Here is a 26,127-nt window from a genome sequence, read left to right as displayed (position 1 = left end):
ATTAATCCTCTAAAATTTTTAGTAAACTATCTGTATATAGTGCAAACCCTAATGAACTTATACCATCAGCACTATACTTGCCACCTTTGCAGATAACAAAATTATTTTGAATAACTCTAAAATAAACATCATCATAATACTTTAAACTACCATGATATAAAGGAGCTATAACCAAATTGTCATAGTCAACTTTTAATGCTGTATTCAAAAGCTTTTCAAGATGTGTTTTTATACTACTTGGTACCAAGGGTACTACATCTTTTAAATCCTCAATACTCTTAACTCTAATCAAAGAGTTTAACCAAGATATATCTAAATCAAATAACTGTGCTATTTCACCATTTTTGAAAAGTTCAATATCTATATCTAACTCTTTTGATACAAGTTTTGGAATATTGATATTTGATAATTGTAAAATTGGTTTAACATTAATATTTATTAAAATATTTGCAATCAGATTTAAAATATCCCCTATATCGTCATGGTCAATCCACTCACACCCAATTTGATAATCCTCTTTTGAAGGATAAGAAAATACAGGCTGCACATAAAACCATTTTTTATGTGCTGTAGTTCTTCCCAATCTTTTAGTAATAATTCTTACTACATCTAGTGTAGAATCAGCTCTTAAAGAGACTTGATTATTTTCTACATCTGAAAAATTAATTAATTTTTTCTCATCAGTTATTGATTGATGTTGAGAGTATGAAAAGTTAGGACTTACTATCTCTTCAAAATTATTCTCATATAATATATCACTAATTTTATTTTCAAGTTCTCTTTTTAATTTGGCTGTTTTTCCAAAATAAAGACGGCTTCCTTTAGGTATTTCATGTTCAAATATCATTAATTACCTTTAAAAGTTGTTGCTAAAAATACTCTGTTTGCTGTACCATCAAACTCTCTTAATCCTAACTCATCCATTGCAAGTTCCACTGCATTTACAGCCCATGAAGCTTCAAAATCTTCAACTAGTCCCATGTGGTTGATTCTAAAAATAGAATTTTTAATATGATCTTGACCACCTGCAATATTTACATTATATTTTGTTTTTAAAAGTTTTCTAATAGCTGGAGCATTTTCAGTATAAACTGTTGTCATAGCATCAGCTGGTGATTTTGGATATATCTCACACCCAATTGCTTTTAAAGCTTCTCTTGAGGCTTTTGCTCTTAAAGCTGTTTTTTCATATAAAGCATCAAACCCACCACTATTTTTTATATGTGATAAAATTTCTTTTAAACCTATAATCAAGGTTGTTGCTGCTGTCCAAGCTGTTGTATTAGTTTTTTGTTTTTTAATTTCAGTTGCTAAATTAAAATAAAAACCTTTTGCTTGGCTTTCAATTTTTGAAACAGCAACATTGCTTAAACCAATCATTGCAAGACCAGGAGGAAGCATAAGTGCTTTTTGACTTCCTGTTATTACAGCATCAAGATTTGTAGTATCGATTTTTTCTACACCAATTGCAGTAATTCCATCAGCTACTATTGTAATGCTTTTATTTAATGCTTTTACTTCTTTTGCAATCTCTTCAACAGGATGTCTTAATCCTCCTGCACTTTCACAGATTTGAATAAATATTGCGTCAATTTCTTTATCATTTTTTATTGCTTCTATAACTTCTTCTACACTAACAGGAGTGTTCCATTCATTTTTTATTTCTGTATATGGGATATCAAAAGCTTTACAAATTTTCCCGAATCTCTCACCAAACTTTCCTGAGTTGATAGTAAGGGCTTTCTTTGTTGTTAAGTTAGTAACACAAGCTTCCATTGCACCTGAGCCACTAGATGCTAGCATCACAACCTCATCCATTCCATAAATTTCTAATAATAATTCTCTAGTTTGTCCAAAAATAGATTCAAACTCTGGTGTTCTATGATGAATTGTAACGTCAGCCATAGCTTTTCTTACGAATTCTGGTACTGGAGTAGGACCTGGAGTCAATAACATTCATTTTCCTTAATTTTCTTTCATTTGAGTAAAACGGTAAATTTTATCCAAAGATAGATTATTAAATGGTTAAACGTAAATTTTGAGATTTTTTAGCTTTTTCTTTTAAATACCTTGACAAAATATTTTTTATTCATTACAATGTCTATATATTATTACTTTTATATAGAAGTAATAGATAAATACAAAAGGAAAAAACATGTCAAAATTACTTAAAAAGAAAAAAGTTGCAAAAATAGCAACAAAGGCTGCATCAAAAGTTGCAAAAAAGAAACCTGCTAAAAAATTAGCTAAAAAAATTACTAAAAAAGTAATCGCTAAAAAACCAACTAAAGTAAAAACTGCTAAAAAAGCTGCTAAAAAAATAGCTAAAAAAGCATAATTATTCCAAAAGCCTAAGAGAATATAAAAGTCTTAGGCTTTTTTACTTGACATTTATTACTAATTAGTAGTATACTTCTTTTAAGGAGTTGAAGATGATGAAAAGTTATGGGAAAAGAACAGACAAATCTATGAAAACAATTGTTAGATTAGAAAAGACTGCACTAAAAATTACAAATAAAACTATAACTTACTTATCTCAATTTGACCTTACATTTAATCAATTTAAAGTTTTAGAAGTTTTATATCATAGAGGTGATTTAAATATTGGTTCTATTACAAAACTTACCATGAGTACGCCAGGCAATATAACAGTAGTTATAAAAAACCTAAAAAGAGATGGCTGGATAACTTCAATAAAAGATCCAAACGATAACAGAGCATCTATTTTAACCATTACTCAAAAAGGTAAAGATGTAATAGAAAAAGTATTTCCAAATCATGCAAAAAATCTATATAATGCTTTAGAAGTTTTAGATGACGAAGAGTTGTATACTTTATATTCTCTACTTGATAAAGTCTATAAAGTAAATTAAAATTTAAACATATACTACTAATTAGTAATTAAAGGAAAGAAAATGAATATCGTAAAATTAGGTTTAATCTCAATATTGGCAGCTGGTGCATTATTTGCAGGAACATATAACGTTGATAAAGATCACTCAAATGTTGGCTTTAAAGTTAAACATCTAATGATTTCAAGTGTAACTGGAAAGTTTGATAAATTTACAGGTTCTTTTGAATATGACGAAAAAACTAACACCTTAGAAAATTTAACTGGTAATGTTGTAGTAGCTTCAATAAATACTGAAAATGAAAAAAGAGACAAACATTTAAGATCTGAAGATTTTTTTGATGCAGCAAATTTCCCTCATCTTACTTTCACTTTAGATAAAATTGAAGATGATAAGGCATATGGTAAGTTAACAATGAGAGGTGTTACAAAAGAAGTTGCACTTGATTTTGAAAATAATGGAAGTATTGTTGACCCATGGGGAAATAGAAGAGTTGGTTTAGCATTAAGTGGAAAAATCAATAGAAAAGATTATGGACTTAACTGGAACAAAACTTTAGAAGCAGGTGGAGTTGTTGTTGGTGAAACAGTAAAAATCAATGTAGAACTAGAAGGTATTTTAGCTAAATAAGGAAGTATGATGTTACCAAGTATATATATTTCACATGGCAGTCCTGGACTTGCCTTGATGAAAAATAATACAACAAAATTTTTAGAAGAACTTTCAACAAAGTTCCAGACCCCTAAATATATCTTGGTAATATCTGCACATTGGGTAACAAACAGTTTAAAAATACTGTATGAAGATAACCCTCACACTATATATGACTTTTATAATTTTCCAAAAGAACTTTATGCATTAACTTATGAAGCCCCTAGTAGTAAAGAAAAAAATGATGAAATCGTAAATTTACTTACATCAAATGGAATTGATATACAAAAGGATTACTCAAGAGGTGGTTATGACCATGGTGTCTGGTCACCTCTTAAGTTTTTATATCCAAAAGCAGATATTCCTATCATACAAATCTCTTTACCTTTAACTTATGATGCCAAAGAGTTGATGCATTTAGGAGAAGTTTTATATAAACTAAGAGAAGATACTTTAATTATTGGCAGTGGTTCAATGACTCATAATCTAGGTGATATAGTTTGGGATGAAAATAAATCAGATGTAAAACCTTATGCAAAAGAGTTTAGAGATTGGGTAGTAGATAAACTGGAAAAAGCAGATATAGACTCCCTTTCTAACTATAAACAAGCTCCTTATTTAGCACACAACCACCCTACTCTTGAGCATTTTTTACCTCTTTTTGTGAGTTTAGGTGCATCTAAAAGTAAAGTTGGTAAATCTTTACATGATGTTTATATGTATGGAAATCTATCAATGGATACTATATTATTTGAGGAGTAAATTATGATATTAATTTTTGTGGCAAGTTTAAATGAAAATATGAAACTTGCAAAAATATTACAAGAACAATTAAAAGAAAAGAATAAAACAAGCGAAATAATAAACTTAGTAGAACTTGAGCTTCCAATGTATGATACTTTAAAAGAGCAAAATGATGGTATCCCACAAAAAGCTTTAGATATTGCCAATAAAATGAAAAAAGCAGATGCTTACGTTTTTGTTTCTCCTGAATATAACTTTTCACTACCTCCATCATTGGTAAATATGATTGCATGGATTTCAAGAATAGGAGATGACTTTAGAGCTTTATTTTCATTAAAAAAAATTCAATTAGCAACTCACTCGGGAAGTAATGGAATTGATGTATCAAATGCAATGAGAAACCAATTTACAAGATTAGGTTCCATTGTTATGCCAAGAGAAATAATAACAACTTATACAAAATCATTGGATAAAGAAAGTTCAAAAAAAATCTTAGAGCAGTTTGTCCAAATAATAAAGGAGTAACTTATGTTAAAAAAACTTTTAAAGGAAAATATGGGCACTTCTAATTTAGGATGGTTAGAAAGTCGATTTCACTTTAGTTTTGCAGACTATAGAAATGCAGATAATATTAACTTTGGAGTATTAAGAGTTCTAAATGACGATATTATTCACACTGAAAGTGGTTTTGATACACACCCACATGCAAATATGGAAATAGTCTCTTATGTTGTTAGAGGAGAGATTACACATAAGGATTCTATGGGTAATAGTGAAACTCTTAAAAGAGGTGAAGTACAATACCTAAGTGCAGGTGATGGCATCTATCATAGTGAGCATAATCTCAATAAAACTGAAGATTTAAGACTTTTGCAAATTTGGATTATACCTCCTAAAAATGGCCTTCCAAGACTTTATGGTTCAAAAAGATATCTTCAAGATGAAAGAAAAAATAAATTATTGAATATCGTATCATCACAAGATGGCAATGCCAAAATCAAGCTTCATCAAGATGTAAATATGTATGTAAGTGAATTAGAAAAATCAAAAAGTCTAGATTTTGAAATACAAAACCAAAGACAAGTATATTTTGCACAAATAGAAGGCAGTTCAAAAATAAATGGAATTGAGTTAAAAAGTGGTGATGCCATGGAGATAACAAAAGAGGAAAAAATAACTATAGAGGCTATAACAAATTCTCATTTTCTATTTATTGAAATGAAAGAGGCTTAAGGTTATTATTAAATAAATCATAAAAAAAGGATTGATTATGAAAAAGTTGTCAATAGAACCTATTAAAAATGGGCCTTTAAAAATTGTTAACCAAACAAAAGAGACTTTAAAAGATATACTTTTTTATGACTGCCAAGCCATGAATTTGGCTAAAACTAACCTTATATGTCGATGTGGAAGATCAAATACTCAACCCTTTTGTGATGGAACACATATAAAATATAAGTTCACATCACAAAATGATTTAGAAGAAGAGATACTTCAAGTTTATGATTCAAAAAGTGTAACAGTTACCTTTAATAGATCAATTTGTGCAGGTTCTGAAAACTGTGTAAAGAAATTTCCAGATATCTATACATCTGGTTCAAATGATTGGATTAATCTTGAAAAAGGAACTATTGAAGATATCATAGCCTCAGTAGAAGATTGCCCTTCTGGTGCACTATCATATACTTTAAACAAAAATGATGATTGTCAATTAGAAGATTGTCAAAAAGAGAAAATAGATATTATTAAACATGGTCCTATACAAGTGCGTGGTCCTATTAATATCAAAATTGAAAAATGGTCATCATTTGCAAACAAAACAAAGTTTACCCTTTGCCGTTGTGGAAACTCTCAAAACAAACCTTTTTGTGACTATTCCCATGCAAATCTAAAAGATGATAGTTATACTTTTTAAAAAGCATAAAAAAAGGCAAGCTCATAAGAACTTACCTTTTAAATAAACTATTAAAAGTCTAGATAAACTCTACACCTTTTTCACCCTCAGCAATCTCACCTATTACATAACCATCTGTATTTGCTAAAACGGCATCTACATTTGCAGGATTTACAACTAAAACCATACCAACACCCATGTTAAAGGTTCTATACATCTCTTCTACTTCAACATATTCAGACATAAATTCAAAGATTGGTAATACTTTTATTTTATCTCTATGCACTACTGCTTTAAAATTATCTGGTAAAACTCTTGGTAAGTTTTCAGTAATCCCACCACCAGTAATATGAGCTAAGGCATTGATATTATCTTTGTTTGCTTTGAACTCTTTTACATAAATTCTAGTTGGCTCTAATAATACATCTTTTAGTGGTTTTCCTTGGAAATCATCATCTAAAGACATTTCAAGTTTTTCTAATAATAGTTTTCTCACAAGTGAGAAACCATTTGAGTGAACTCCAGAAGATGGAAGTGCAATCAAAGTATCTCCAACAGAGATTTTTTCAATTCTATTTAATTCATCTTTTTCAGCAATTCCAACACAAAAACCAGCTAAATCGAAATCACCCTCTTTGTACATTCCTGGCATCTCTGCAGTTTCTCCACCTACAAGTGCACATTCACTTCTAATACACCCTTCAGCTATTCCTTTTACAACATCTGTTGCTTCATCTACTTCTAGTTTTGCTGTTGCATAATAGTCTAAGAAAAATAGTGGCACACCAAAATTACATAATAAATCATTTGTGCACATAGCAACTAAGTCAATTCCTACTGTGTCAAATTTTTTAGAATCAATTGCTAATTTTAGTTTTGTTCCAACACCATCAGTTCCTGAAAGTAATACTGGTTTTTTGTAACCACTTGGTAACTCAAAGGCACCTGCAAAAGAACCTATTCCTCCAAGTACACCTGGAATCATTGTTGATTTAACATATGGTTTAATATTTTCAACAAACTGATTTCCTGCATCTATATCTACACCAGCATCTTTGTAACTAACTGTGCTCATTCTTCACCTTTTTTTTACTTTTTACAATTAAAATAATTATCTATTATTAATTTAAAACTTTTTCGGTATTATATCGAAAAATTAATAAAATAAAAGGACTGATAATGTCAAGTATTGAAAACAAAAATTTCAGCTTTAATGAAATGATTGTTCATGTTCCATTGTGTACACACAAAGAACCAGAAAATATCTTAGTTATAGGAAACTGTGATGAAGAACTAAAATCTGAAGTAGCAAAACACAAATTAAATGTAGAATACGGAGACATCTCTTTATTAAACTCTAAAAATGAAAAAAACGTTGATGTAGTAATTTTAACAGATACAAATATTGATGAAATAGTTTTAGCAAATATTCAAAGAGTTTTAAAAGATGACGGCCTAATTTCATATAAAACAGATAGTTATTCTAAAGATGCCAATAGGTTAAAAAACGATTTAACAATCACTGGGGCTAATTTTTGGATTTGTATGCCATATAATTTTGGACATACAACTTGTGTATTAGCATCTAAAAAGTATCATCCAACAGCTGATATTATTTTACAAAGATCTGATTTACTTGTGGACTTAAACTACTATTCTACGGAGATTCAACATGCATCTTTCGTATTTCCTACTCACATTCAAAAAGATTTAACAGGTATTGCAAAGCGATAAGCTTTGCGATACAAAATCCATCCGCCTTTAAAATTAATCAACTTTATTGTAAAATCTAATAATGAATAACGAAACATTTAAATATGCTATTGCACTAACAGGTGGTATAGCCACAGGTAAAAGTACCGTTTGTAGTCTTTTTAAACTACATGGCTTTTTGACAATTGATGCAGATAAGATAGCTCATAAACTTTTAGATATACATAGTGATAAAATAGCTTCAATGTTTGGTCAAGAGTATGTTGAAAATGGAAAGGTTCTTCGAAAAAAGTTAGGGCCTATAATTTTTTCAAATCAAGAAAATAAAGAGAAACTAGAGAACTTTATTCATCCTTTAATAAAAGAAGAGATAGAAAAAGAGTCAATAATCTTTGAAGGACAAGGAAAACCCTACTTTATAGATATTCCTCTATTTTATGAAAAAATGAATTATCCCATTAAGAAATCTTTGGTAATATATACACCTAAAGAGTTACAAATAAAAAGACTGATGGAACGTGATAAAATAAGCGAAGAAGAGGCGAAATTAAAGATTTCAAATCAAATGGATATAGAAAAGAAAAAAGAGTTAGCAGATTTAGTAATTGATAATTCAACAAATTTAAAAAACCTCCAAAAAGAGGTTGAGAGAGTTATAGGAGAGATTATATGACTTATACAAAATATAGTGCAAGTGGGAATGACTTTATAATATCACACTCATTTTTACAAAAAGATTTTTCACAAGATGCTATAAGACTATGCAATAGAACTGAAGGAATTGGAGCAGATGGATTTGTGGTACTAATTCCTACTAGTGATGCTGATTTCAAATGGCTATTTTATAATAGTGATGGAAGTGATGCCGCCATGTGTGGCAATGCAACAAGAGCGTGTGCTCACTATGCTTTTAACAATGGCTTAGCTTCAAATAAAATGCAATTTTTAACAGGTGCTGGAAAAATAGAGTCTGTTGTGGAAGATAATATTGTTGAAACACAATTAACAACACCAAAAGTTTTAAAAGAAGAGTTTGAAGAAGAGGGTTTTACTTGGTGGCTTGCAGATACTGGTGTTCCTCACTTGGTAACTATTGTAGATGATTTAGAAAAATATGACCATGATTTGTGTGCAAAAATGAGATATGCATACAATGCAAATGTAAACTTTATAAAAATAGAAAATAAAAAAATATTTATAAGAACCTATGAAAGAGGTGTTGAAGGTGAAACATTAGCTTGCGGAACAGGAATGGCGGCTGCATTTTTAAGAGCAAATAACCTTAATCTTGTAAATAATAAAACTTTTGTATATCCTAAAAGTAAAGAAGAGTTAACTCTAAGTATTAAAGATGGTAACTTATTTTTCAAAGGTGCTGTAAAAAAAGTTTTTACAACGGAGGTTTAAAATGAAGAAGGTATTATCTGCTTTATTTATTACATTTCTTTTTTCTTATAGTTTTGCCCAAACTACAGGTTTTCCTGAAGATTATTATAAAATGAGAGCTACAATAAAAAAACAAAACTATTTTTTTGATTATTTGTACCCCCACATTGAAAATGCAAATAAAAATATCTTAAAAGAGAGAGAATTTATTTTATCTCTTAAAGATAATAAAGACTTAGATGAAGAGTCTCAAGAGTTTTTAAAACTAACTCAAATAGCAAAAAAATATAGTGTTAAAGATCCTCTTGATTTTGACAAACTCTTAAAAAAAGTAAATATAGTACCACCCTCTATGGCTTTAGCTCAAGCTGCCGTTGAGAGTGGTTGGGGTATGAGTAGATTTGTAAAACTTGGAAATAACTTATTTGGACACTGGACTTATGGTAAAAAAGGTATTATGCCCTTAAGAAGAGATGCAAAGGCAAAACACTTAATAAGAATATTTGACTCATTTGAGGACTCTATTTCTGCATATATGTTAAACCTTAATAGAACAAAGGCCTACTACACTTTTAGAAATAAAAGACGAGAACTAGTAAAACAAAAGAAAAAAATCACAGGTGTACCATTGAGTCAAACAATGATAAACTACTCACAAATAAGAGAGAAATATTTACGTATATTAAAAAATGTTATCAAAAAAAATAAGCTACAAAAATATGATGAAAAATTTTACAATAATTTAACAAAGGAAAAAAATGAAATTTAGTGCTCCATTGAAATCTGATTCAATCAAAATTATGCTACTTGGTAGTGGTGAATTAGGTAAAGAGGTAATAATTGAGGCTCAAAGATTAGGTATTGAAACAATTGCTGTTGATAGTTATAATAATGCTCCTGCACAACAAGTTGCAAATAGATCTTATACAATCAATATGAAAAACAAAAATGAGATTTTAGATGTAATTAGAAGAGAAAAGCCTGATTATATTTTGCCAGAAGTTGAAGCTATCAATATAGATGCTTTATTTACTGCTGAAAAAGAGGGATTTCATGTAATACCAAATGCTGAAGCTGTAAATAAAACTATGAATAGAAAAAATATACGAGAGTTTGCAGCAGAAGAGTTAAATATACCTACAAGCAAATATAAATTTGTAAAAAGTTTTGATGAGTTAAAAGATGCAGCAGCATATATTGATTTTCCTTGTGTTATAAAACCTGTAATGAGTAGTTCAGGACATGGACAAAGTATTGCTAAAAGTGCAGATGATTTGGAAAAATCGTGGGAAATTGCAAAGGAAGCTAGAGGAGATGCTAGTGAGTTGATTGTAGAAGAGTTTATTAAATTTGATTATGAGATAACACTATTAACTGTACGAAATGAAAAACAAACTATTTTTTGTGAACCAATAGGTCATATACAAAAAGATGGTGATTATGTTTTTTCATGGCAACCAATGAATATGAGTGAAATAGCAATCAAAAAATCAGAAGAGATAGCTAAAAAAATCACAGATGGCCTTGGCGGTAGAGGTATTTTTGGAGTTGAGTTGTTTGTAAAAGGGGATGAAGTTTATTTTTCAGAAGTAAGTCCCCGACCACATGATACAGGAATGGTAACAATGATTACTCAATCTCAAAGTGAATTTGCGCTTCATGTACGAGCAGTACTTGGATTGCCATTAAATTACATTCAATATGGAGCAGGTGCAAGTGCAGCATATAAAGCTGTTGCAGATACTTTTAATCCTATTATTGACATAAATGAAAATGCCTTTAGTGATAAATCATTTGTAAGAGTTTTTGGGAAACCTCAATCTCACATTGGAAGAAGAATGGCAGTAGCACTTACTTTTGATAAAGATTCAAGTGATAAAGCCCTAAAAAGTGCAAAAGAGATAATAAAAAACTTCTCTGATTGTTAAGAAACTCTCTACTTAGGTAGAGGGTTTTTATTACCTTTTTTAAAAAATAAATAAAAATAGATAAAGAAATACTCCCGTCACGCAACTAAGCAATAAAAATAAAAATGTTATCTTTCCATCTCGTTTATGTTTTGAGTTTTTTAAGCTGTCTATCTTGCCTGCTCTATATACGCTCATCGAATTAAAAAAGAGTCTTATCCACAAAATAGCTGCAATAATAGATAATGCAATATGGAAGAAAAGATATTTAACTAAGAAATCGTGGGACATATTACTTTGCTTTGCAAACTCAAAAAAACCACCATCTATTCTAATCATAACTTCAAAATATGCTAACACTAAGAGTGTTAATATAAGGACAAAACCTTGAGAGATAAGATGTAGTTTGTACTTTTTATTTCTTGCGTAATTAATACTTAATAAAACTACAAAGGGTAATATCGAAAAAAATATTACCATTACATTCATATGAAGGGGGATATTATTAAAAACTTCCATATTAAACCTATTTATTTGCTTTTAAATCAGACCTTAGCGCTAACTCTGCAGGGTATGGATTTAAAAACTTTTGTTTTTTTAGATATTCTATATCATGTTTACTAATATAGATTTTAAACATCTTAACTATTGTTATCAAAGGAACTATACCATCTTTATATTCATCCATGGTTATAAGTAATAACTCTTTTTCTTCTTTTGATATATGCTTTTTAAAATAACCAAAGATATGAAGCAAGACATTGTAAGTTTTATTGATAGTGCTTTTTTGACTAATAGCTTGTAAAAAACTCAGTTTATATTCATCTAAAATCTCTGATAAAGGCTTTTTATCATGATTTGCAACAATATTCCCTAACTCTTTATAAAACTCTTGTGATTTTGCATAAATTAGATATTTATATGAAGTATGAAACTCAACTAAGTCATTTAATTTTATATCTTTTTTTAGCAACTCATGTAAATCTTTATAGGCAAATATTTGCATTAAAAAGTTTTCTTTTAGCCAAGCATCATTTAATCTACCCTCTTCTTCAACAGGTAAATAAGGGTAATGCTCTTTTATTCGTTTTGCAAAAAAACCCACACCCTCTTTTACACTTGGAGCATTTTTGGCTTGATATACCTTAACTCTCTCCATACCACAAGTTGGGGACTTTGATTTTAGAATAAAACCACAAATATCGTCTTTCGCTATTTTTTGTGCACAAACAACAGAGATATCATCCAGCTCTTTTGTCACATCTTTTGAGCCATCACTTGTGGTAACTTTAATATCCTCACCCTCTCTAACTAACCTAATAGTTTCCCTTGGTGAACCAAATATCATATCTTCAGGACAGTATGGAACTATCTCAAAATATTTTTGAAGGATATTGTATACAAAGGCATCCTTTGAGTGCGCGCCATCATAACGACAAAGATTTCCAATCAAACATGATGATATTCCTAATTTCATAATTTTTCCTTACATCTTTTATATAAGATTATACATTAATTCAAATATCATTCATATATCTAAAAATACTTTCTATAGACTATTTTTTACCTTTTAACTTCTCTTTTAATATTATCTTACCACTTTCAACACCTGGTTGGTCATAAGTATTTATATATAAAAACTTACCAACAATTGAAGTTAAAAGTTCATATATATACATCAGTCTAGCTAGGTTAAATCCATCAACTTTTTCCATAGTAATAGTATCACAAGGAATATCCTGTAAGTTATGCACTGCTTCTATTGTTGCATCTGCTTGATGATTTATTAGTTCAGAAAATTTTAAATTATTGATATAATCAAGTTCTTCTAAACCTTTTAATTTAACATCAGGAATTTTTGAATTATCAGCAAAATCTTTTATTTTTATAAAAGTAACTGTTTTATCTCTTTTTCCTTGAATAATAAGTTGTAAAAAACTGTGTTGGTCAACAGGTCCTAATAGTCCAATTGGTGTTAGACCTTGGTGAGTATTATCATTATCAATTTTCCCTAAACTTTCACCCCAAAGTTGAACATACCACTTATTAAAGCCTTCAAGTTCTGAAGCATATGAAAAAACAACATTGTTATTAAACTTATGTTTGTATTCAGCCATAAATCTAGCTTTTGTCATAATTCTTTTATATAAAAGTTCTTGTTCAAAGTACTCACTATAAGCCTCTTTACACCCATCCAATAATCTATCAATATCAATTCCAACAATAGCAAGTGGTACAAGTCCTACTGTAGAAAAAACAGAAAACCTTCCACCTACATTTTTAGGTACTTCAAAAGTTTTTATCTCATTTGCCACAGCGAAATCATTCAGCTTACTATCATTTTCTGTTATTACCAAACAGTTTTCTTTATCAATTTTAACTTTTGAATACAAATATTTAAAAACACTTATTGTCTCAATTGTAGTTCCTGATTTACTAATAACTATAAATAACGTGTCTTTTAAATCTAGCCTATCCAATCTAGTATTTATATCAATGGGGTCAGTGGACTCAAAAAAATGTAATTTTTTATCAAAATTATGTGTTCTTGTTAGAAAACTATAAATTGCATATGTTCCTAAAGTACTCCCACCAATCCCAATTATTGCTATATCTTTTTGTTTAACAGTTTGGGCATACTCTTTAATTTCAGTTGTATCTTGAAAAGGTAAATTATAATACCCAATATCTTGTTTCTCTTTTTTTATACTTTCAAAAATCTCAGCATCTGAAACCCTTGGATTAAAATTTGCGCTATAATTCATCTTTTATCCTTTTATACTTTGTGTTACTATATCTTGAGCTTGGGCTAAAATAAGCTCTAAATGCTCACTACTAATAAAACTCTCTGCATAGATTTTATATATATCTTCAGTACCTGAAGGACGTGCTGCAAACCAGCCATTTTTGGTGACCACTTTAAGCCCTCCAATGGATGCTTTATTTCCATGGGCTTTAGTAAAAATATTTTCAATATTTTCACCTGCCAGCTCTTTTGAAACAATATCTTCAACACTTAGGTTTTTTAATTTAGCCTTTTGCTCTAAAGTTGCCGGTGCATCAACTCTTTTATAGAATGAAGTTCCATTTTTTTCTTCTAACTCTTTATAAATAATTCCTGGGTCTTTTTTTAGTTTTGAAGTAATTTCAGCAGCTAATAGGTTTAAAATAATTCCATCTTTATCCGTTGACCAAACAGTTCCATCAAATCTTAAAAATGAAGCTCCAGCACTCTCTTCTCCACCAAAACCTAATGTTCCTTTATATAATCCATCAACAAACCACTTAAAGCCAACAGGCACTTCATAAAGCTTTTTATTTAACATCTTTGCAACTCTATCTATCATAGAACTTGAAACAAGTGTTTTTCCAATGCCTAGGTCATCACTCCAAGGTCTATTTGAATACAAATACCAAATAGCAACTGAGAGATAATGATTTGGATTCATAAGCCCAACACTAGGAGTTACTATTCCATGTCTATCAAAGTCAGGGTCATTTGCAAATGCTAAATCAAACTTGTCTTTTAAGCCAATCAATGAAGCCATCGCATCTTTTGAAGAACAGTCCATTCTTATCTTCCCATCATGGTCACAAGTCATAAATGAAAATGTTGGATCAACTTTATCATTTACAATTTCAAGATTTAAGCCATATATCTCTTTTATCTTTTTATAAACTTCTATTCCTGAACCACCCATTGGGTCAACACCGATTTTAAGATTTGCTTTTTTTATACAATCCATATCAATAATGCTTATTAAATCTTTTACATAAGGGGTAATAAAATCAAACTCTTCTATAAAATTAGAATTTTCTAACTCTTCTATTGAGACTTTTTTTACATCTTTTAAATTATTTGCCAAAATCTCATTTGCTCTATTTTCTATAATAGTTGTAACATCACTATCAGCTGGCCCTCCATTTGGTGGATTATATTTAAAACCACCATCACTTGGAGGATTGTGAGAAGGAGTTATAACAACTCCATCATTTAAAACTTTACTATTTTTATTTGCTTGTAAAATAGTATATGAGATTACTGGGGTGGGAGTGAAGTTTTTATCTTGGGCAATTTTACACTTTACTTCATTTGCTACAAATACTTGCAAAGCTGTTGTTTGAGCAGGAGTTGAGAGAGCATGAGTATCTATTCCTATGTATAGTGTTCCACTTATACCTGCACTTTTTCTATATTCACATAAGGCTTGTGAAATAGCTAAAATATGGTCTTCATTAAAACTTATTTTTAATGAACTTCCTCTATGTCCTGATGTCCCAAAACTAACTTTTTGTGTTACTTTATTTATATCTGGCTTATTATCATAATAAGAGGAAATTAGTTTTGGAATATCTTCTAAAATCTCTTTGGGTGCTTTTTTTCCTGCTAAATCATTTGACAAAATATTCTCCTTTTATTTTATAGTTTTTAGTGCTTCAATACATAACTGGGTAATTTTATTAAAATCACCATTTTTTATAACATCTTTTGGAACAATCCATGTTCCACCTACGCATAAAACATTTTTTAAAGATATGAAATCATTGAGGTTTTCTAAATTAACTCCACCAGTAGGACAAAAATTCATTTTTGAATATGGTCCTTGAAATGCTTTTAAAATATCAACACCACCACTTAGTGTTGCAGGGAAAAGTTTACAATTATAAATACCATTATTTTGAGCAAGCATAACTTCTGAAGAAGTAGCAACTCCTGGAATCAAAGTCATATTGTGTTTTTTTGAACTATCTATTAACTCTTGGCTAATTCCAGGTGAAAATACAAATTTAGCTCCAACTGCTTTTGCTTCTAATAAATCTACATTATTACAAACTGTTCCAGCTCCTACATGCATAGAAGGCATCTCTTTTGAGATAACCTCTATAGCTTTAAGTCCAGCAGGTGTTCTTAATGTTATCTCCATGATATTTATTCCACCTTCACTTAAAGCTTTTGCTAAAGGTAAAGCATCTTTTACATCATCAAGTGCAATAACAGGTACAATTGGTGATATTTTCATTACATCATTTGCATTCATGAATTTTCCTCTCCTACAAGTTTAAAAATTGTAGCTCCAGTTTCACTTGAACTTATATTTTCTCTAATTGCTGAAAATAGTTCTCTTCCAAAGCCATGTCTATTTTTTTCTAAATCTATTTGTTTAACTTCTCTTTTTTCTAAAACTTCCTTATCAACTAAAAGTTTTATAGTTCCATTTCTAATATCCATCTCTATTATGTCACCATTTTCTATTTTTGAAATAAGTCCGCCTTCAACGGCTTCTGGATAAAGATGTATTGCAGAAGCAACTTTTCCAGAAGCCCCAGACATACGACCATCAGTTATAATTGCAACTTTAAAACCTTTATCCTGCAAAGCTCCAAGAGGAGGCATAAGTTTGTGAAGTTCTGGCATACCATTTGATTTGGGTCCTTGATATCTAACAACTGCAATAAAATCTTTTTCAAGTTTTCCTTGTATAAAGTCTTCTTGTAACTCTTCTTGGGAATTAAATACAAGTGCAGGTGCTTTTATATATAGATGTTCATCTTTAAGTGCTGAAGTTTTTATAACACTTTTACCAATATCTCCAAGTAAAAGTTTCAATCCACCCTCAGATGAAAATGGGTTTTTAGTGTCAGATATTACTTCATCATTTTTAGAAATAATTGCTCCATCACTAAACAGCACCTCTTCATTTTGTAAAACTGGCTCTTTTATAAAATCATCCAATCCTGTTCCAACAACTGTTTGAACATCATTATGCACTAAGCCAGCTTTTAAAAGTTGTGCGATTACAACACTCATCCCACCTGCATCTCTAAAATGATTTACATCTGCACTTCCATTTGGATACATTTTACAAAGCAATGGTGTTACCTTTGAAATATCATCAAAGTCTTCCCAAGTAAGAACAATACCTGCAGCTTTTGCCATAGCAATTAAATGTATTGTATGATTTGTAGAACCACCCGTTGCCATTAATCCAACTATTGCATTTACAAAAGATTTTTCATTTACAATATCAGATATTGATATCTTTTTATCACATAAATCAATAAGTCTTTGAGCTGATTTTCTTGTCAAAGCATATCTTAGAGGTGTATTAGCATTTACAAAAGAGCCATTAGGAAGTTGTAGTCCCATCATCTCTAAAAGCATTTGATTTGAATTTGCTGTTCCAAAAAAGGTACAAGTACCACAGCTATGGTATGAAGCTTTTTCAACTTCAAAAAGTACCTTTTCATTAACTTTACCTTGGGCAAACTCTTGTCGTGTTTTTGCTTTTTCTTTATTAGAAATACCAGAAGGCATAGGACCAGAAGGCACAAAAATAGCAGGCAGATGACCATAACTCAAAGCTCCTATTAATAAACCTGGCACAATTTTGTCACAAATCCCTAAATAAAATGCTCCATCATAAGTATTATGACTTAAGGCAATTGCTGTTCCCATTGCAATATTATCCCTAGAAAATAGGGACAATTCCATACCTGGTTGTCCTTGAGTAACCCCATCACACATAGCAGGAACACCCCCTGCAACTTGTGCAGTAGAGCCATATTTTATAAGCTCTTTTTTTAATATGTCAGGATATGCATGGTACGGTTCATGGGCTGATAACATATCATTATATGCAGTTACAATTCCCATATTAAAAGACTTCATATCACTTAAATGTGTTTTTTCTTCATCATTCATAGGAGCAATTGCATGGGCTAAATTAGCACAATCTAAAACAGCCCTATTGACACTATTTTTTTTAGCTTCGTTTATTCTTGCTAAATAGATTTTTCTACTATTTTGCGACCTTTTTATTATTCTATTTGTTACATCTTTGATTATTTTGTTCATGAGTAATAAACCTCGATTTCTTTGCCCTTTAGATTTAAAACTGAGCTTACAGGATATTTGTAAATATCTTTTGCTTCTATAGCACTACGATAAACTTCTAATTTCTCTTTTCCTTCAATATGTAAAATTATATTTTTGGCTTCAAGAACTTTTCTAAGAGTTAGACTCATTCTTTCATATGGAGCTGTTTTTGGCTCAATAGAGATACAAAAATTGTCATTTGTTAAATCATAAGCCTCTTTTAGTCTTTCATTATTGGGAAACAGTGATGCCGTATGACCATCAGTACCCATTCCTAAAACTAATACATCAGTTCTTTCAAACTCTTTTTCATAAATCTTAGAGCAAATTTTTTGAGCTGAACTTGCACTGACTCCCTTTACATAAAGCCCTACAAATCTAGCTTCTTTTGCAAAATTGATAAGTAAATTTTCCTGAACTAAAAAAGCATTACTATTTTTAGAATCATTTTCAAGCCATCTCTCATCAACTAGTCCAATGGTTACCTTTTTCCATGCAATATTTATTTCTGAAAGCTTTTGAAAAAATAGTTTTGGGGTATTCCCTCCTGATACTAAAAGGGTGGCTTGCCCATAAGCTTTTATACTATTTTCAAGTATTAAAGCTATATTTTGAGCTAAGTTTTGGGCTAGTTCTTCACTTGAAGAAAATTCTTTAAGATCATTCATCGTTCCAACTTCTTCCATCTTTTGCGATTAATTGAATAGCCGCACTAGGACCATCACTTCCAGCTGTGTAGGTTTTCATAGGTGATAGATTTTTTTCCCAACCATCAATAATTTTATCTGCCCATTTCCAAGCTGTCTCTACCTCATCAAGTCTCATAAACAGTGTTGGATTAGCACGAATTACATCTAAAATAAGTCTTTCATAAGCATCTGGTTTTCTGTGGCTATTATGGGGTGAGTTTAGTTCTAAGTCTACTTGTTGAAGCTTCATAGTATCACTTAGTCCTGGAATTTTATTCATAAGTTTTAACTCAATACTCTCTTTTGGTTGTAAGGTTATCACAAGTCTATTTGCATTTATTGAAGTTTCATCTCCACCAAAAATAGAGTGGGGAATAGTTTTAAACTGTATTACTATCTCAGAATTTCTTTTTTGAAGACGTTTACCACTTCTTATATAAAAAGGAACCCCATTCCATCGCCAGTTATCAATATCAACTCTTATTGCTGCAAATGTTTCTGTATTACTTTCTTCATCTTTACCATCTAAATATCCAGGAACACTTGAACCATCTGAAGAGCCAGCTTTGTACTGAGCTCTTACTGTTTTAGTTTTAATATCCTCATCACTTACTTTTCTAAAAGAGCGTAAAACTTTTACTTTTTCATCCCTTACACTATTTGCTTCAAGTGAACAAGGTGGCTCCATAGCTATTAGACAAAGTAGTTGCATAAGATGATTTTGAATCATATCTCTTAGGGCTCCATACTCATTGTAATAGCCCCATCTATTCTCAACACCAACACTCTCTGCAACTGTAATTTGGACATGGTCTATATGATTAGAGTTCCAAAGGGGTACAAAAAGCCTATTTGAAAAACGTAAAGCCATAATATTTTGAACAGTATCTTTACCTAAATAGTGATCTATTCTATATACTTGGTCTTCTTCAAAATATTTTAAAACCTCTTTGTTAATCTCTTGGGATGACTTCAGGTCTCTACCTAAAGGCTTTTCTAATACAACTCTTGTCTGTTTACTTATCAAATCCCAATTATTTAGGGAGTTGCATATACTTCCAAAAAAATCAGGTGAAGTTGATAGATAATTGATTCTATCTCTATCAGTATGTTCATTTAAGATATTTTGTAGCTTTTCATATGAGCTTTCATTTGAAAAATCTATAGTTACCATTAAAAGTTGTTTTTTAAAGACTTCAAAAAACTTCTCATCAAGTTTTTCTTCACTCAAAAACTCAATGAGCTTTTCTTTTATCAAGTCTATATGCTCATCTATGCTTATCTCTTTTCTTGAGATTGTTATTATTCTACTTTCACTTGATATATATTCATCTTTGCATAAATGATATAGTGCAGGCATGAGTTTTCTAAATGATAAATCACCATGCCCTCCAAAAAGTATAAAATCACATAGATTATTTTTTGTATTCATTTTATTTCTTTTTATTCTCTAAATTATAAAAATAGTTTGTGGCTTCAACAAAACCATCAACACTTCCACAATCAAATCTTTTACCTTGGAATTTATAAGCCATTACCATGCCTTTTTTTGCTTGTGTACATAGGGCATCTGTAATTTGTAACTCTCCATTTTTCCCAGGTTTTGTATTTTGAATAATCTCAAAAATATCTGGTGTCAGAATATATCTTCCAATAACTGCAAGATTTGAAGGTGCTTTATCATTATCAGGTTTTTCTACCATATTTGATACCATAAATACACCATCTTCTATCTGGTTTCCTTCTATTACCCCATATTTATGTACATCCTCTTTAGGAACTTCCATACAAGCTACGATACAACATTTATATTTATTATAAAGCTTTACCATTTGAGCTAATATTCCATCACCCTTTGGATTTACACAAAGGTCATCTGCAAGTATTACAGCAAAAGGATTAATATCCCCTACTAAAACTTTACCTTTATAGATAGCATCACCTAAACCTTTCATCTCATTTTGTCTTGTATAAGTAAATGTACACTTATCAATGATATTTCTAATATCTGCTAACATCTTCTCTTTTGATGAACCTTGAATTTGGTGTTCTAACTCATAAGAGATATCAAAGTGGTCTGTTATTGCTCTTTTCCCTCGTCCTGTAATTACCGACATAATATCACAGCCAGCTTCCATAGCCTCTTCAACACCATATTGAATAAGAGGTTTTGTAAGAACTGGTAACATCTCTTTTGGCATAGCTTTTGTTGCTGGAAGAAATCTTGTCCCATACCCTGCGGCTGGAAATAGACAGCTTGTTATTGATTTTTCTTTATTATTCATTTTTTATCCTTTTTCATTTTTAAATTTTACCTTTTAACCACATTATTTGGTAAGGTTCTAGTTTGAGTTCATCTGCATTTTGACCATTATTTGTCATACAATTTGAAGATAGTATATCACAAAGAGGAAGAGAAATGTTATCAGGTAACTTACAAATAACCTCTTCATTTGAAAAATTATGTAATGCTATTATTCTAGTCTCATGCCCACAACATGACTGGTCTATTACAAACAGCCTATCATCTAAATCTAAAATTTCAAAATCTCCAAAAGGGTTAAATGCTTCTTCATTTATTCTTATTGAGATAAGTCTTTTATATGAATCAAACATTGTTTTTGCCACAGTTCCTTGACTAGAGAGTTCATTTTCAAGCCAGTCAATATTATACTTTTCTCTATTTATTGTTCTATTTATTCCAGAGTGTTTAACCCCTTCATGATAATTTTTAGAACCTACAAGAGAATGAAAATAAATCCCAGGAACTCCTGGCATAGCTAAAACAGCAGCTTGAGTTACTAGCATTCTTTTTATTCTTAAATATTGGTCTTCATTTGGATTTGTTAGAGCATCTATATAAGAACAGTTTAACTCATATGGAGTTTGACTTCCATCCTCTTCAGCCCTATAAGATACCAATCCACCATGTTCTTTAACACAATTTACCAAATATTCAATCTCATGATCTTCTAAAAGCCCTTTAACTGGACGCATACCTATTCCATCATGACTTGCTGTGAAGTTAAAAAAACAAACCTTATCACTAGGTAGGGTTAAAGTTTTAGCCCAAGCAGTAAGCTTCTTTGTATTTCCATGTAAAACTGAGTGAAGCAATAAAGGTGGTAAAGCAAAATTATATACCATTTGTGCCTCATCAGCACCACTTCCAAAATATGAAATATTTTCATGGTGGGGAACATTTGTTTCTGTAATAATTATAACTTCAGGAGCCACTTCATGTAGAACTTCTCTCATAAGTTGTATTAACTCATGGGTTTGAGGAAGGTGAGCACAAGGAGTACCTATCTCTTTCCAAATAAATGCAATAGCATCAAGTCTTATTAAAGTTGCCCCTTTTTCTATATAATAAAAAAGCGCATCTAAAACGTTTCGTAAAACTCTATGACTTTTGTAGTTTAAATCGACTTGGTCTTTACTAAAAGTTGTCCAAATATTTCTTATTTTTCCATCATCATCAATATATTCACTCAATAACGGAGTTGCCCTTGGACGAACTACTTTACTTAAATCAGTAGAAGGGTCAATATCAATAAAAAAATCTTGAAAATACGGATCCCCTGCCAAGTAGGCTTTAAACCAATCAGAAAACTGTGAAATGTGATTTATAACGCCATCTACCATAAGTCTATAACTTGAACTTATTGATTCTATTTCTCTCCATGAACCCATGTGTGGATCTACAGCATTATAATTAACTACCGAAAAGCCATCATCACTTGAGTATGGATAAAAAGGCAAAATATGAATAGAGTTTATAACACCCTTTAAATGCTTATCCATAAAACTATTTAAAGTACCTAAAGATGGTTCATGATATTTTGATACTTGGTCTCCATAAGTGATAAGTACAATATCTTTTTGACTTAAGTGATACTCTTTTGATTTAATTCTTTGTTTATATTTAAAAATCAAATCAATAATATCATTTACGGCTCTTTGAGCTATATCTTCAGGATAAAGACGATGAATTCTTTTATTTATTGTATGACTGGGGTCTGATATATGTTTCATTGATTATCTTCTTTTACATATTTAACAAACTTTGCTGAAAAATCTGGCATAACTGAACGAACAGTAATCCAAGGAGATAAAGATGGTATACCCATAGGATCATCATAAAACTCTTCAGCTGCTTCTTTTATAGCATCCTCAAAAGCATTTACAGCATGTATCTCTTTTTCTCTATTATATTCTAAGGCATTTAATTTACTCAAAGCATTGAATTTTGATATTTCAAATCTAGATTCTTGATAATATCTTGCAAGTAGAGTTTTAAATGAACTAGAAGAGAAAACAACTCCCTCTTGAGCCATCACTCTAAAAATAGTTTTAGCAATATCATTTGCCATTTTATAAATACCTCCACCTTCACTTTGACTTCCTAGCTCTTGGTGTTTGTGTTCATATGTTTCCATTATTTCTGTTTGGCAAATTCTTTTATTTGAAGTATTTTTATAAACTTCACTAAGTGTTGAAACTTCTAATCCCCAAGTTGGAGAAATAGCAATCCCTCGACCAAGAGATCTTATAAATGAAAACTCTCCTGATAATGCATATCTAAAACTTTCCATATAATCTAAATACCTATTTACTCCATAAACTTTTTTAAGGGAGTTAATTAAAGGAGTATAAAGTAATCTAGTAGCTCGTCCATGAAGCTTATCTGTAACTCTTGAATAAAACCCTTTGTTGAACTCAAAATCCAATGCGGGATGAACTATTGGGAAAAAAAGACGGGCTGGAATCTCTCTATTATAATTTACAATATCACAATCATGAAGTGCAAAGGCGTAAGCATCTTTATCTGCTAAACCATAGCCCATCATTGTCCAAACATTTCTTCCTTTTCCAGGAGTATCAAGTCCGGGAAACCCCTCTTTTGTTAAGTCCTCATAAAGTTCTTTGATTTTTGGACCATCATTCCATAAAACGTCAACCTTACACGTAAGTACTGACATAAGTTTTTTTACCTCTTCAAACTGCTCTTTTGTAGCTTGATCTAAACCTAAAATTATCTTATACAGATACTTTACATTTTTTAACTCTTCTATAATCTTGTGCATGGCGGGAGTCTCAAACTCTGAATAAAGGGCAGGAAGCAGAAGTACCATTTTTCTTCTATCACTATATTTTTCAAGCTCTTTTTCCATATCTTCTAGTGTTCTATCCCCCAATTTTTGTAAGGTAGTTATTACACCATTTTGAAAGAAATCAGACATTTTTATCTCCTTTGTTTTTGTTTGAATTTATATATATTATTACAATATCTAACATATTATTGTGTGTAGGTCCTGGTTTTAAGAGTTGATTTAACTTCTCAAAAAACCCATTTGAATCAAAGTTTTCCATATAAGTTTTTATATCTAAATCTAACTCTTGCATTTTTTTTATTGTATCTTTATCAATTATAGCACCACTAGCATCAGAATTACCATCAATGCCATCACTTGCTCCACTTAAAAATATAATATCTTTATCTTTGGGATAAGAGTTCAAAAAGGATAACACAAGGTGTTGATTTCTTCCACCTTTTCCCTTGCCTTTTACATTTACAGTTGCTTCTCCACCGTAAATAAAACATCCTTCCTCTTTGTCTTTACAAAAGTTCAAAAGATTTTCACATACAATTTCTACATCATCTTCTATTTTTTCATCTACTATTATAGGATTTAGATTTTTCTTTTCTAAAATATTTTTAGCTTTATTAAGTAAAATATCATTTGACCCTATTAAATAGTGTTTAATATTTGGGAACTCTTTTTTAGGTGTTTCTAAAGTTTTTGATTGAACTGCATTTTCAAGATATCCTCTTACACTAGAAGGTAAGCTTTCTAAAATATCAAACTTTTTCAAATCATCAAGGGCATTTTGAAAAGTAGTACTATCAAAATAAAGAGGAGCAGAACCAATAGCCTCTAAATTATTACCTAAAACATCACTTAGAGTTAAAACAACTCCTTTTGCTTTTGTAAAAGTTGCCAATCTTCCACCTTTTACTGCTGAGAGATGTTTTCTTACACAATTTATTGACTCAATTGGCATGGAGTTTTGAAGCATCTGCTGAGTAGTTTCTTGAAACTCTTCAAGGCTTATTCCATCAATAGGCAGTTCAACTAAAGCTGAATTTCCTCCTGATAATAAATATATAAAAAAATCATCCTCCCCTAAAGATTCAAACTCTTTTATCAAAGCCTTTGCCCCTTCTATACTCTTTTGACTTGGTAGGGGATGAGTACTCTTTATATATGTAAGATTGTTTTTTTCTAAATTGTTTTCATAGGCACCTACTAAAGTGGCCTTTTGTATTTTTTCTTCCATGATTTCATATAAAGCTTCAGCCATACTAATAACTGCTTTTCCTGAACCTAAAATATGTATTTTTTTATTTTTAGGAATTTCAAGAAAGTCACTATTTATATAAAATTTATCATCTTCAAATTTGCACTGTTTTTTTATAAGCTTTTTAGGATGTATCTCTTCTAATATAGATAAAAAACAATTTTCTAACTCTTTTTTATTAAGCATTTAGAATCCTTTTTAAACTCTCATTCCAACCTTTTGGACCTATATATTCTGATTTTATAAGATTTTTAATACCACATTTTGTAAAAGTACCATCATATTTTTTTATCAAGATAGCAGTATCTACACTTTCAAGCATGGTTATATCATTTTCCCCATCACCCAAAGCTATAGTTTGAAAACTTTTATTATACAAGTTTTCATAATAACTCTTCATATATTTTACTGCTTTTGCTTTATCTTGTCCATAAGTAATTAAGTGATAAAACCTACCACCTTTCACCACATCAAAGCCATCTGCAATTGCAAGTTTTTTCAAAGCCTCTAATTTACTCTCATCTTCTAAAATAAAAGGTTCACTAAATGTTCTTCTTTTTGCAAGTTTTGCTTTGTCTATAGGAAGTTCCGTATATAATGACACCGCAGCATCACTCATTTCATGGAAACCTTTTAAGGGAAAGTTTTTTGAATACTTTTTAAAAGTTGTAATTGTAGTTTCGTAAGTTTTTCCTAAAGCAATAAGATCAAAACCATTGTTTTTAGGGATAAATATTCCTGCACCATTTTCTATAATAAATGGCATAGATATATTTAGCTTTTTTTGAAGTTCTAAAACCTCATCTTTTGTTTTACTTGTAACAATAATTAGAGGTATTTTTTGCTTATCTATAAAATTAAGCATATCATTAGCTTCACTAAAATCATATGTTTCATGATCTAATAGTGTTCCATCTAAGTCTGTAAAAATCAGATATTCCGTTTTATTATCTTTTTGTAACATCTTTTTAGTATAGCTTAACCCTTTCTTCAATTTAAGAAGTAAACTGTATAATTTTTATACATTCATATATCCATTCAAATATACTAT

The 26,127-nt window shown here is 30.4% G+C and carries 28 protein-coding genes; 12 read left to right on the top strand and 16 right to left on the bottom strand.

The annotated features are described in order from the left end of the window. Position 1: 1 nt before the first annotated feature. Together Q0617_RS03385 and Q0617_RS03380 are read right to left on the bottom strand one after the other, a co-directional pair. Positions 2-847 carry an ATP phosphoribosyltransferase regulatory subunit gene (locus Q0617_RS03385; RefSeq protein ID WP_298750486.1) on the bottom strand — a complete coding sequence of 282 codons (846 nt, stop codon included), beginning with the start codon at positions 845-847 and terminating at the stop codon, positions 2-4. Further along, positions 847-1,956 carry an alanine--glyoxylate aminotransferase family protein gene (locus tag Q0617_RS03380; RefSeq protein WP_298750484.1) on the bottom strand — a complete coding sequence of 370 codons (1,110 nt, stop codon included), beginning with the start codon at positions 1,954-1,956 and terminating at the stop codon, positions 847-849. Before Q0617_RS03380 ends, Q0617_RS03385 begins: the two co-directional genes overlap by 1 nt. Positions 1,957-2,155: 199 nt before the next feature. On the opposite strand from Q0617_RS03380, the gene Q0617_RS03375 reads away from it, so the two are divergent. From Q0617_RS03375 to Q0617_RS03345, 7 genes are all read left to right on the top strand, one after another. Continuing rightward, entirely contained in the window at positions 2,156-2,338 is a 183-nt protein-coding gene (locus Q0617_RS03375; protein ID WP_298750481.1) for a hypothetical protein, read from the top strand. A gap of 94 nt (positions 2,339-2,432) precedes the next feature. Then, complete coding sequence (locus Q0617_RS03370; protein WP_298750479.1) at positions 2,433-2,873, top strand: MarR family transcriptional regulator; 441 nt, start codon at positions 2,433-2,435, stop codon at positions 2,871-2,873. Between the two features lie 42 nt (positions 2,874-2,915). After that, positions 2,916-3,482, top strand: a complete 567-nt coding sequence (locus Q0617_RS03365; RefSeq protein WP_298750476.1) for a YceI family protein — start codon at positions 2,916-2,918, stop codon at positions 3,480-3,482. Between the two features lie 9 nt (positions 3,483-3,491). After that, the gene (locus Q0617_RS03360; protein WP_298750475.1) at positions 3,492-4,265 is read left to right on the top strand and encodes a class III extradiol ring-cleavage dioxygenase; all 774 of its coding nucleotides are present in this window, start codon (positions 3,492-3,494) and stop codon (positions 4,263-4,265) included. A 3-nt stretch (positions 4,266-4,268) separates the two neighbouring features. Then, entirely contained in the window at positions 4,269-4,772 is a 504-nt protein-coding gene (locus Q0617_RS03355) for an NAD(P)H-dependent oxidoreductase (RefSeq protein ID WP_298750474.1), read from the top strand. A 3-nt stretch (positions 4,773-4,775) separates the two neighbouring features. Next, on the top strand, positions 4,776-5,480 hold the full coding sequence (locus Q0617_RS03350) for a pirin family protein (RefSeq protein ID WP_298750473.1): 705 nt from the start codon (positions 4,776-4,778) through the stop codon (positions 5,478-5,480). A gap of 37 nt (positions 5,481-5,517) precedes the next feature. Beyond that, on the top strand, positions 5,518-6,162 hold the full coding sequence (locus Q0617_RS03345; RefSeq protein ID WP_298750472.1) for a CDGSH iron-sulfur domain-containing protein: 645 nt from the start codon (positions 5,518-5,520) through the stop codon (positions 6,160-6,162). Between the two features lie 58 nt (positions 6,163-6,220). On the opposite strand, the gene purM is transcribed toward Q0617_RS03345, so the two are convergent. Next, positions 6,221-7,216, bottom strand: a complete 996-nt coding sequence (gene purM / locus Q0617_RS03340; RefSeq protein ID WP_298750471.1) for a phosphoribosylformylglycinamidine cyclo-ligase — start codon at positions 7,214-7,216, stop codon at positions 6,221-6,223. A 104-nt stretch (positions 7,217-7,320) separates the two neighbouring features. Here purM and Q0617_RS03335 point away from each other — a divergent pair, with 104 nt between their 5' ends. The 5 genes from Q0617_RS03335 to purT all read left to right on the top strand — a co-directional run bounded on the left by Q0617_RS03335 (position 7,321) and on the right by purT (position 11,168). Continuing rightward, positions 7,321-7,875, top strand: a complete 555-nt coding sequence (locus Q0617_RS03335) for a spermidine synthase (protein WP_298750469.1) — start codon at positions 7,321-7,323, stop codon at positions 7,873-7,875. Between the two features lie 61 nt (positions 7,876-7,936). After that, the gene (gene coaE, locus Q0617_RS03330; protein ID WP_298750466.1) at positions 7,937-8,527 is read left to right on the top strand and encodes a dephospho-CoA kinase; all 591 of its coding nucleotides are present in this window, start codon (positions 7,937-7,939) and stop codon (positions 8,525-8,527) included. Beyond that, positions 8,524-9,261 carry a diaminopimelate epimerase gene (dapF, locus tag Q0617_RS03325; protein ID WP_298750464.1) on the top strand — a complete coding sequence of 246 codons (738 nt, stop codon included), beginning with the start codon at positions 8,524-8,526 and terminating at the stop codon, positions 9,259-9,261. Before coaE ends, dapF begins: the two co-directional genes overlap by 4 nt. A 1-nt stretch (position 9,262) precedes the next feature. Next, on the top strand, positions 9,263-10,009 hold the full coding sequence (locus Q0617_RS03320; RefSeq protein ID WP_298750462.1) for a glucosaminidase domain-containing protein: 747 nt from the start codon (positions 9,263-9,265) through the stop codon (positions 10,007-10,009). Then, complete coding sequence (purT, locus tag Q0617_RS03315; protein WP_298750461.1) at positions 9,999-11,168, top strand: formate-dependent phosphoribosylglycinamide formyltransferase; 1,170 nt, start codon at positions 9,999-10,001, stop codon at positions 11,166-11,168. Before Q0617_RS03320 ends, purT begins: the two co-directional genes overlap by 11 nt. A gap of 39 nt (positions 11,169-11,207) precedes the next feature. On the opposite strand, the gene Q0617_RS03310 is transcribed toward purT, so the two are convergent. From Q0617_RS03310 to Q0617_RS03250, 13 genes are all read right to left on the bottom strand, one after another. Beyond that, entirely contained in the window at positions 11,208-11,666 is a 459-nt protein-coding gene (locus Q0617_RS03310; RefSeq protein WP_298750459.1) for a DUF420 domain-containing protein, read from the bottom strand. Positions 11,667-11,673: 7 nt separating this feature from the next. Further along, positions 11,674-12,624, bottom strand: coding sequence for a DUF523 and DUF1722 domain-containing protein (locus tag Q0617_RS03305; protein WP_298750457.1), 951 nt, complete (start codon positions 12,622-12,624; stop codon positions 11,674-11,676). A gap of 79 nt (positions 12,625-12,703) precedes the next feature. Next, positions 12,704-13,912 carry a glucose-6-phosphate isomerase gene (locus Q0617_RS03300; RefSeq protein WP_298750454.1) on the bottom strand — a complete coding sequence of 403 codons (1,209 nt, stop codon included), beginning with the start codon at positions 13,910-13,912 and terminating at the stop codon, positions 12,704-12,706. A 3-nt stretch (positions 13,913-13,915) separates the two neighbouring features. Next, the gene (pgm, locus tag Q0617_RS03295; RefSeq protein WP_298750451.1) at positions 13,916-15,550 is read right to left on the bottom strand and encodes a phosphoglucomutase (alpha-D-glucose-1,6-bisphosphate-dependent); all 1,635 of its coding nucleotides are present in this window, start codon (positions 15,548-15,550) and stop codon (positions 13,916-13,918) included. A 12-nt stretch (positions 15,551-15,562) separates the two neighbouring features. Beyond that, complete coding sequence (gene eda, locus Q0617_RS03290) at positions 15,563-16,186, bottom strand: bifunctional 4-hydroxy-2-oxoglutarate aldolase/2-dehydro-3-deoxy-phosphogluconate aldolase (protein ID WP_298750449.1); 624 nt, start codon at positions 16,184-16,186, stop codon at positions 15,563-15,565. Further along, complete coding sequence (gene edd / locus Q0617_RS03285) at positions 16,183-18,003, bottom strand: phosphogluconate dehydratase (RefSeq protein WP_298750447.1); 1,821 nt, start codon at positions 18,001-18,003, stop codon at positions 16,183-16,185. The genes eda and edd overlap by 4 nt, the downstream gene beginning before the upstream one ends. Next, positions 18,000-18,692: a 6-phosphogluconolactonase gene (gene pgl / locus Q0617_RS03280; protein ID WP_298750445.1), complete on the bottom strand. Its 693-nt coding sequence runs from the start codon at positions 18,690-18,692 to the stop codon at positions 18,000-18,002. The genes edd and pgl overlap by 4 nt, the downstream gene beginning before the upstream one ends. After that, on the bottom strand, positions 18,685-20,145 hold the full coding sequence (gene zwf / locus Q0617_RS03275; protein WP_298750443.1) for a glucose-6-phosphate dehydrogenase: 1,461 nt from the start codon (positions 20,143-20,145) through the stop codon (positions 18,685-18,687). Before zwf ends, pgl begins: the two co-directional genes overlap by 8 nt. Position 20,146: 1 nt before the next feature. After that, positions 20,147-20,998 (bottom strand): UTP--glucose-1-phosphate uridylyltransferase GalU, encoded by an 852-nt coding sequence (gene galU, locus Q0617_RS03270; protein WP_298750441.1) that lies wholly within the window; start codon positions 20,996-20,998, stop codon positions 20,147-20,149. A 19-nt stretch (positions 20,999-21,017) separates the two neighbouring features. Then, positions 21,018-22,748 carry a sugar phosphorylase gene (locus tag Q0617_RS03265; protein ID WP_298750439.1) on the bottom strand — a complete coding sequence of 577 codons (1,731 nt, stop codon included), beginning with the start codon at positions 22,746-22,748 and terminating at the stop codon, positions 21,018-21,020. Continuing rightward, positions 22,745-23,956 carry a glycosyl transferase gene (locus tag Q0617_RS03260; protein WP_298750437.1) on the bottom strand — a complete coding sequence of 404 codons (1,212 nt, stop codon included), beginning with the start codon at positions 23,954-23,956 and terminating at the stop codon, positions 22,745-22,747. The genes Q0617_RS03265 and Q0617_RS03260 overlap by 4 nt, the downstream gene beginning before the upstream one ends. Next, positions 23,949-25,262: a DUF4147 domain-containing protein gene (locus Q0617_RS03255; RefSeq protein ID WP_298750434.1), complete on the bottom strand. Its 1,314-nt coding sequence runs from the start codon at positions 25,260-25,262 to the stop codon at positions 23,949-23,951. Before Q0617_RS03255 ends, Q0617_RS03260 begins: the two co-directional genes overlap by 8 nt. Beyond that, entirely contained in the window at positions 25,255-26,040 is a 786-nt protein-coding gene (locus Q0617_RS03250; RefSeq protein ID WP_298750432.1) for an HAD-IIB family hydrolase, read from the bottom strand. The genes Q0617_RS03255 and Q0617_RS03250 overlap by 8 nt, the downstream gene beginning before the upstream one ends. Positions 26,041-26,127 lie beyond the last annotated feature (87 nt).

Source organism: uncultured Arcobacter sp. (genome assembly GCF_937982575.1).
GTDB lineage: Bacteria > Campylobacterota > Campylobacteria > Campylobacterales > Arcobacteraceae > Arcobacter.
This window is presented reverse-complemented; position numbering and strand designations above follow the sequence as displayed.

Coding starts and splice junctions, on each gene's coding strand:
- Q0617_RS03385 (WP_298750486.1), bottom strand. CDS start 847: ATGATATTTGAACATGAAATACCTAAAGGAAGCCGTCTTTATTTTGGA.
- Q0617_RS03380 (WP_298750484.1), bottom strand. CDS start 1,956: ATGTTATTGACTCCAGGTCCTACTCCAGTACCAGAATTCGTAAGAAAA.
- Q0617_RS03375 (WP_298750481.1), top strand. CDS start 2,156: ATGTCAAAATTACTTAAAAAGAAAAAAGTTGCAAAAATAGCAACAAAG.
- Q0617_RS03370 (WP_298750479.1), top strand. CDS start 2,433: ATGATGAAAAGTTATGGGAAAAGAACAGACAAATCTATGAAAACAATT.
- Q0617_RS03365 (WP_298750476.1), top strand. CDS start 2,916: ATGAATATCGTAAAATTAGGTTTAATCTCAATATTGGCAGCTGGTGCA.
- Q0617_RS03360 (WP_298750475.1), top strand. CDS start 3,492: ATGTTACCAAGTATATATATTTCACATGGCAGTCCTGGACTTGCCTTG.
- Q0617_RS03355 (WP_298750474.1), top strand. CDS start 4,269: ATGATATTAATTTTTGTGGCAAGTTTAAATGAAAATATGAAACTTGCA.
- Q0617_RS03350 (WP_298750473.1), top strand. CDS start 4,776: ATGTTAAAAAAACTTTTAAAGGAAAATATGGGCACTTCTAATTTAGGA.
- Q0617_RS03345 (WP_298750472.1), top strand. CDS start 5,518: ATGAAAAAGTTGTCAATAGAACCTATTAAAAATGGGCCTTTAAAAATT.
- purM (WP_298750471.1), bottom strand. CDS start 7,216: ATGAGCACAGTTAGTTACAAAGATGCTGGTGTAGATATAGATGCAGGA.
- Q0617_RS03335 (WP_298750469.1), top strand. CDS start 7,321: ATGTCAAGTATTGAAAACAAAAATTTCAGCTTTAATGAAATGATTGTT.
- coaE (WP_298750466.1), top strand. CDS start 7,937: ATGAATAACGAAACATTTAAATATGCTATTGCACTAACAGGTGGTATA.
- dapF (WP_298750464.1), top strand. CDS start 8,524: ATGACTTATACAAAATATAGTGCAAGTGGGAATGACTTTATAATATCA.
- Q0617_RS03320 (WP_298750462.1), top strand. CDS start 9,263: ATGAAGAAGGTATTATCTGCTTTATTTATTACATTTCTTTTTTCTTAT.
- purT (WP_298750461.1), top strand. CDS start 9,999: ATGAAATTTAGTGCTCCATTGAAATCTGATTCAATCAAAATTATGCTA.
- Q0617_RS03310 (WP_298750459.1), bottom strand. CDS start 11,666: ATGGAAGTTTTTAATAATATCCCCCTTCATATGAATGTAATGGTAATA.
- Q0617_RS03305 (WP_298750457.1), bottom strand. CDS start 12,624: ATGAAATTAGGAATATCATCATGTTTGATTGGAAATCTTTGTCGTTAT.
- Q0617_RS03300 (WP_298750454.1), bottom strand. CDS start 13,912: ATGAATTATAGCGCAAATTTTAATCCAAGGGTTTCAGATGCTGAGATT.
- eda (WP_298750449.1), bottom strand. CDS start 16,186: ATGAATGCAAATGATGTAATGAAAATATCACCAATTGTACCTGTTATT.
- edd (WP_298750447.1), bottom strand. CDS start 18,003: ATGAACAAAATAATCAAAGATGTAACAAATAGAATAATAAAAAGGTCG.
- pgl (WP_298750445.1), bottom strand. CDS start 18,692: ATGAATGATCTTAAAGAATTTTCTTCAAGTGAAGAACTAGCCCAAAAC.
- zwf (WP_298750443.1), bottom strand. CDS start 20,145: ATGAATACAAAAAATAATCTATGTGATTTTATACTTTTTGGAGGGCAT.
- galU (WP_298750441.1), bottom strand. CDS start 20,998: ATGAATAATAAAGAAAAATCAATAACAAGCTGTCTATTTCCAGCCGCA.
- Q0617_RS03265 (WP_298750439.1), bottom strand. CDS start 22,748: ATGAAACATATATCAGACCCCAGTCATACAATAAATAAAAGAATTCAT.
- Q0617_RS03260 (WP_298750437.1), bottom strand. CDS start 23,956: ATGTCTGATTTCTTTCAAAATGGTGTAATAACTACCTTACAAAAATTG.
- Q0617_RS03255 (WP_298750434.1), bottom strand. CDS start 25,262: ATGCTTAATAAAAAAGAGTTAGAAAATTGTTTTTTATCTATATTAGAA.
- Q0617_RS03250 (WP_298750432.1), bottom strand. CDS start 26,040: ATGTTACAAAAAGATAATAAAACGGAATATCTGATTTTTACAGACTTA.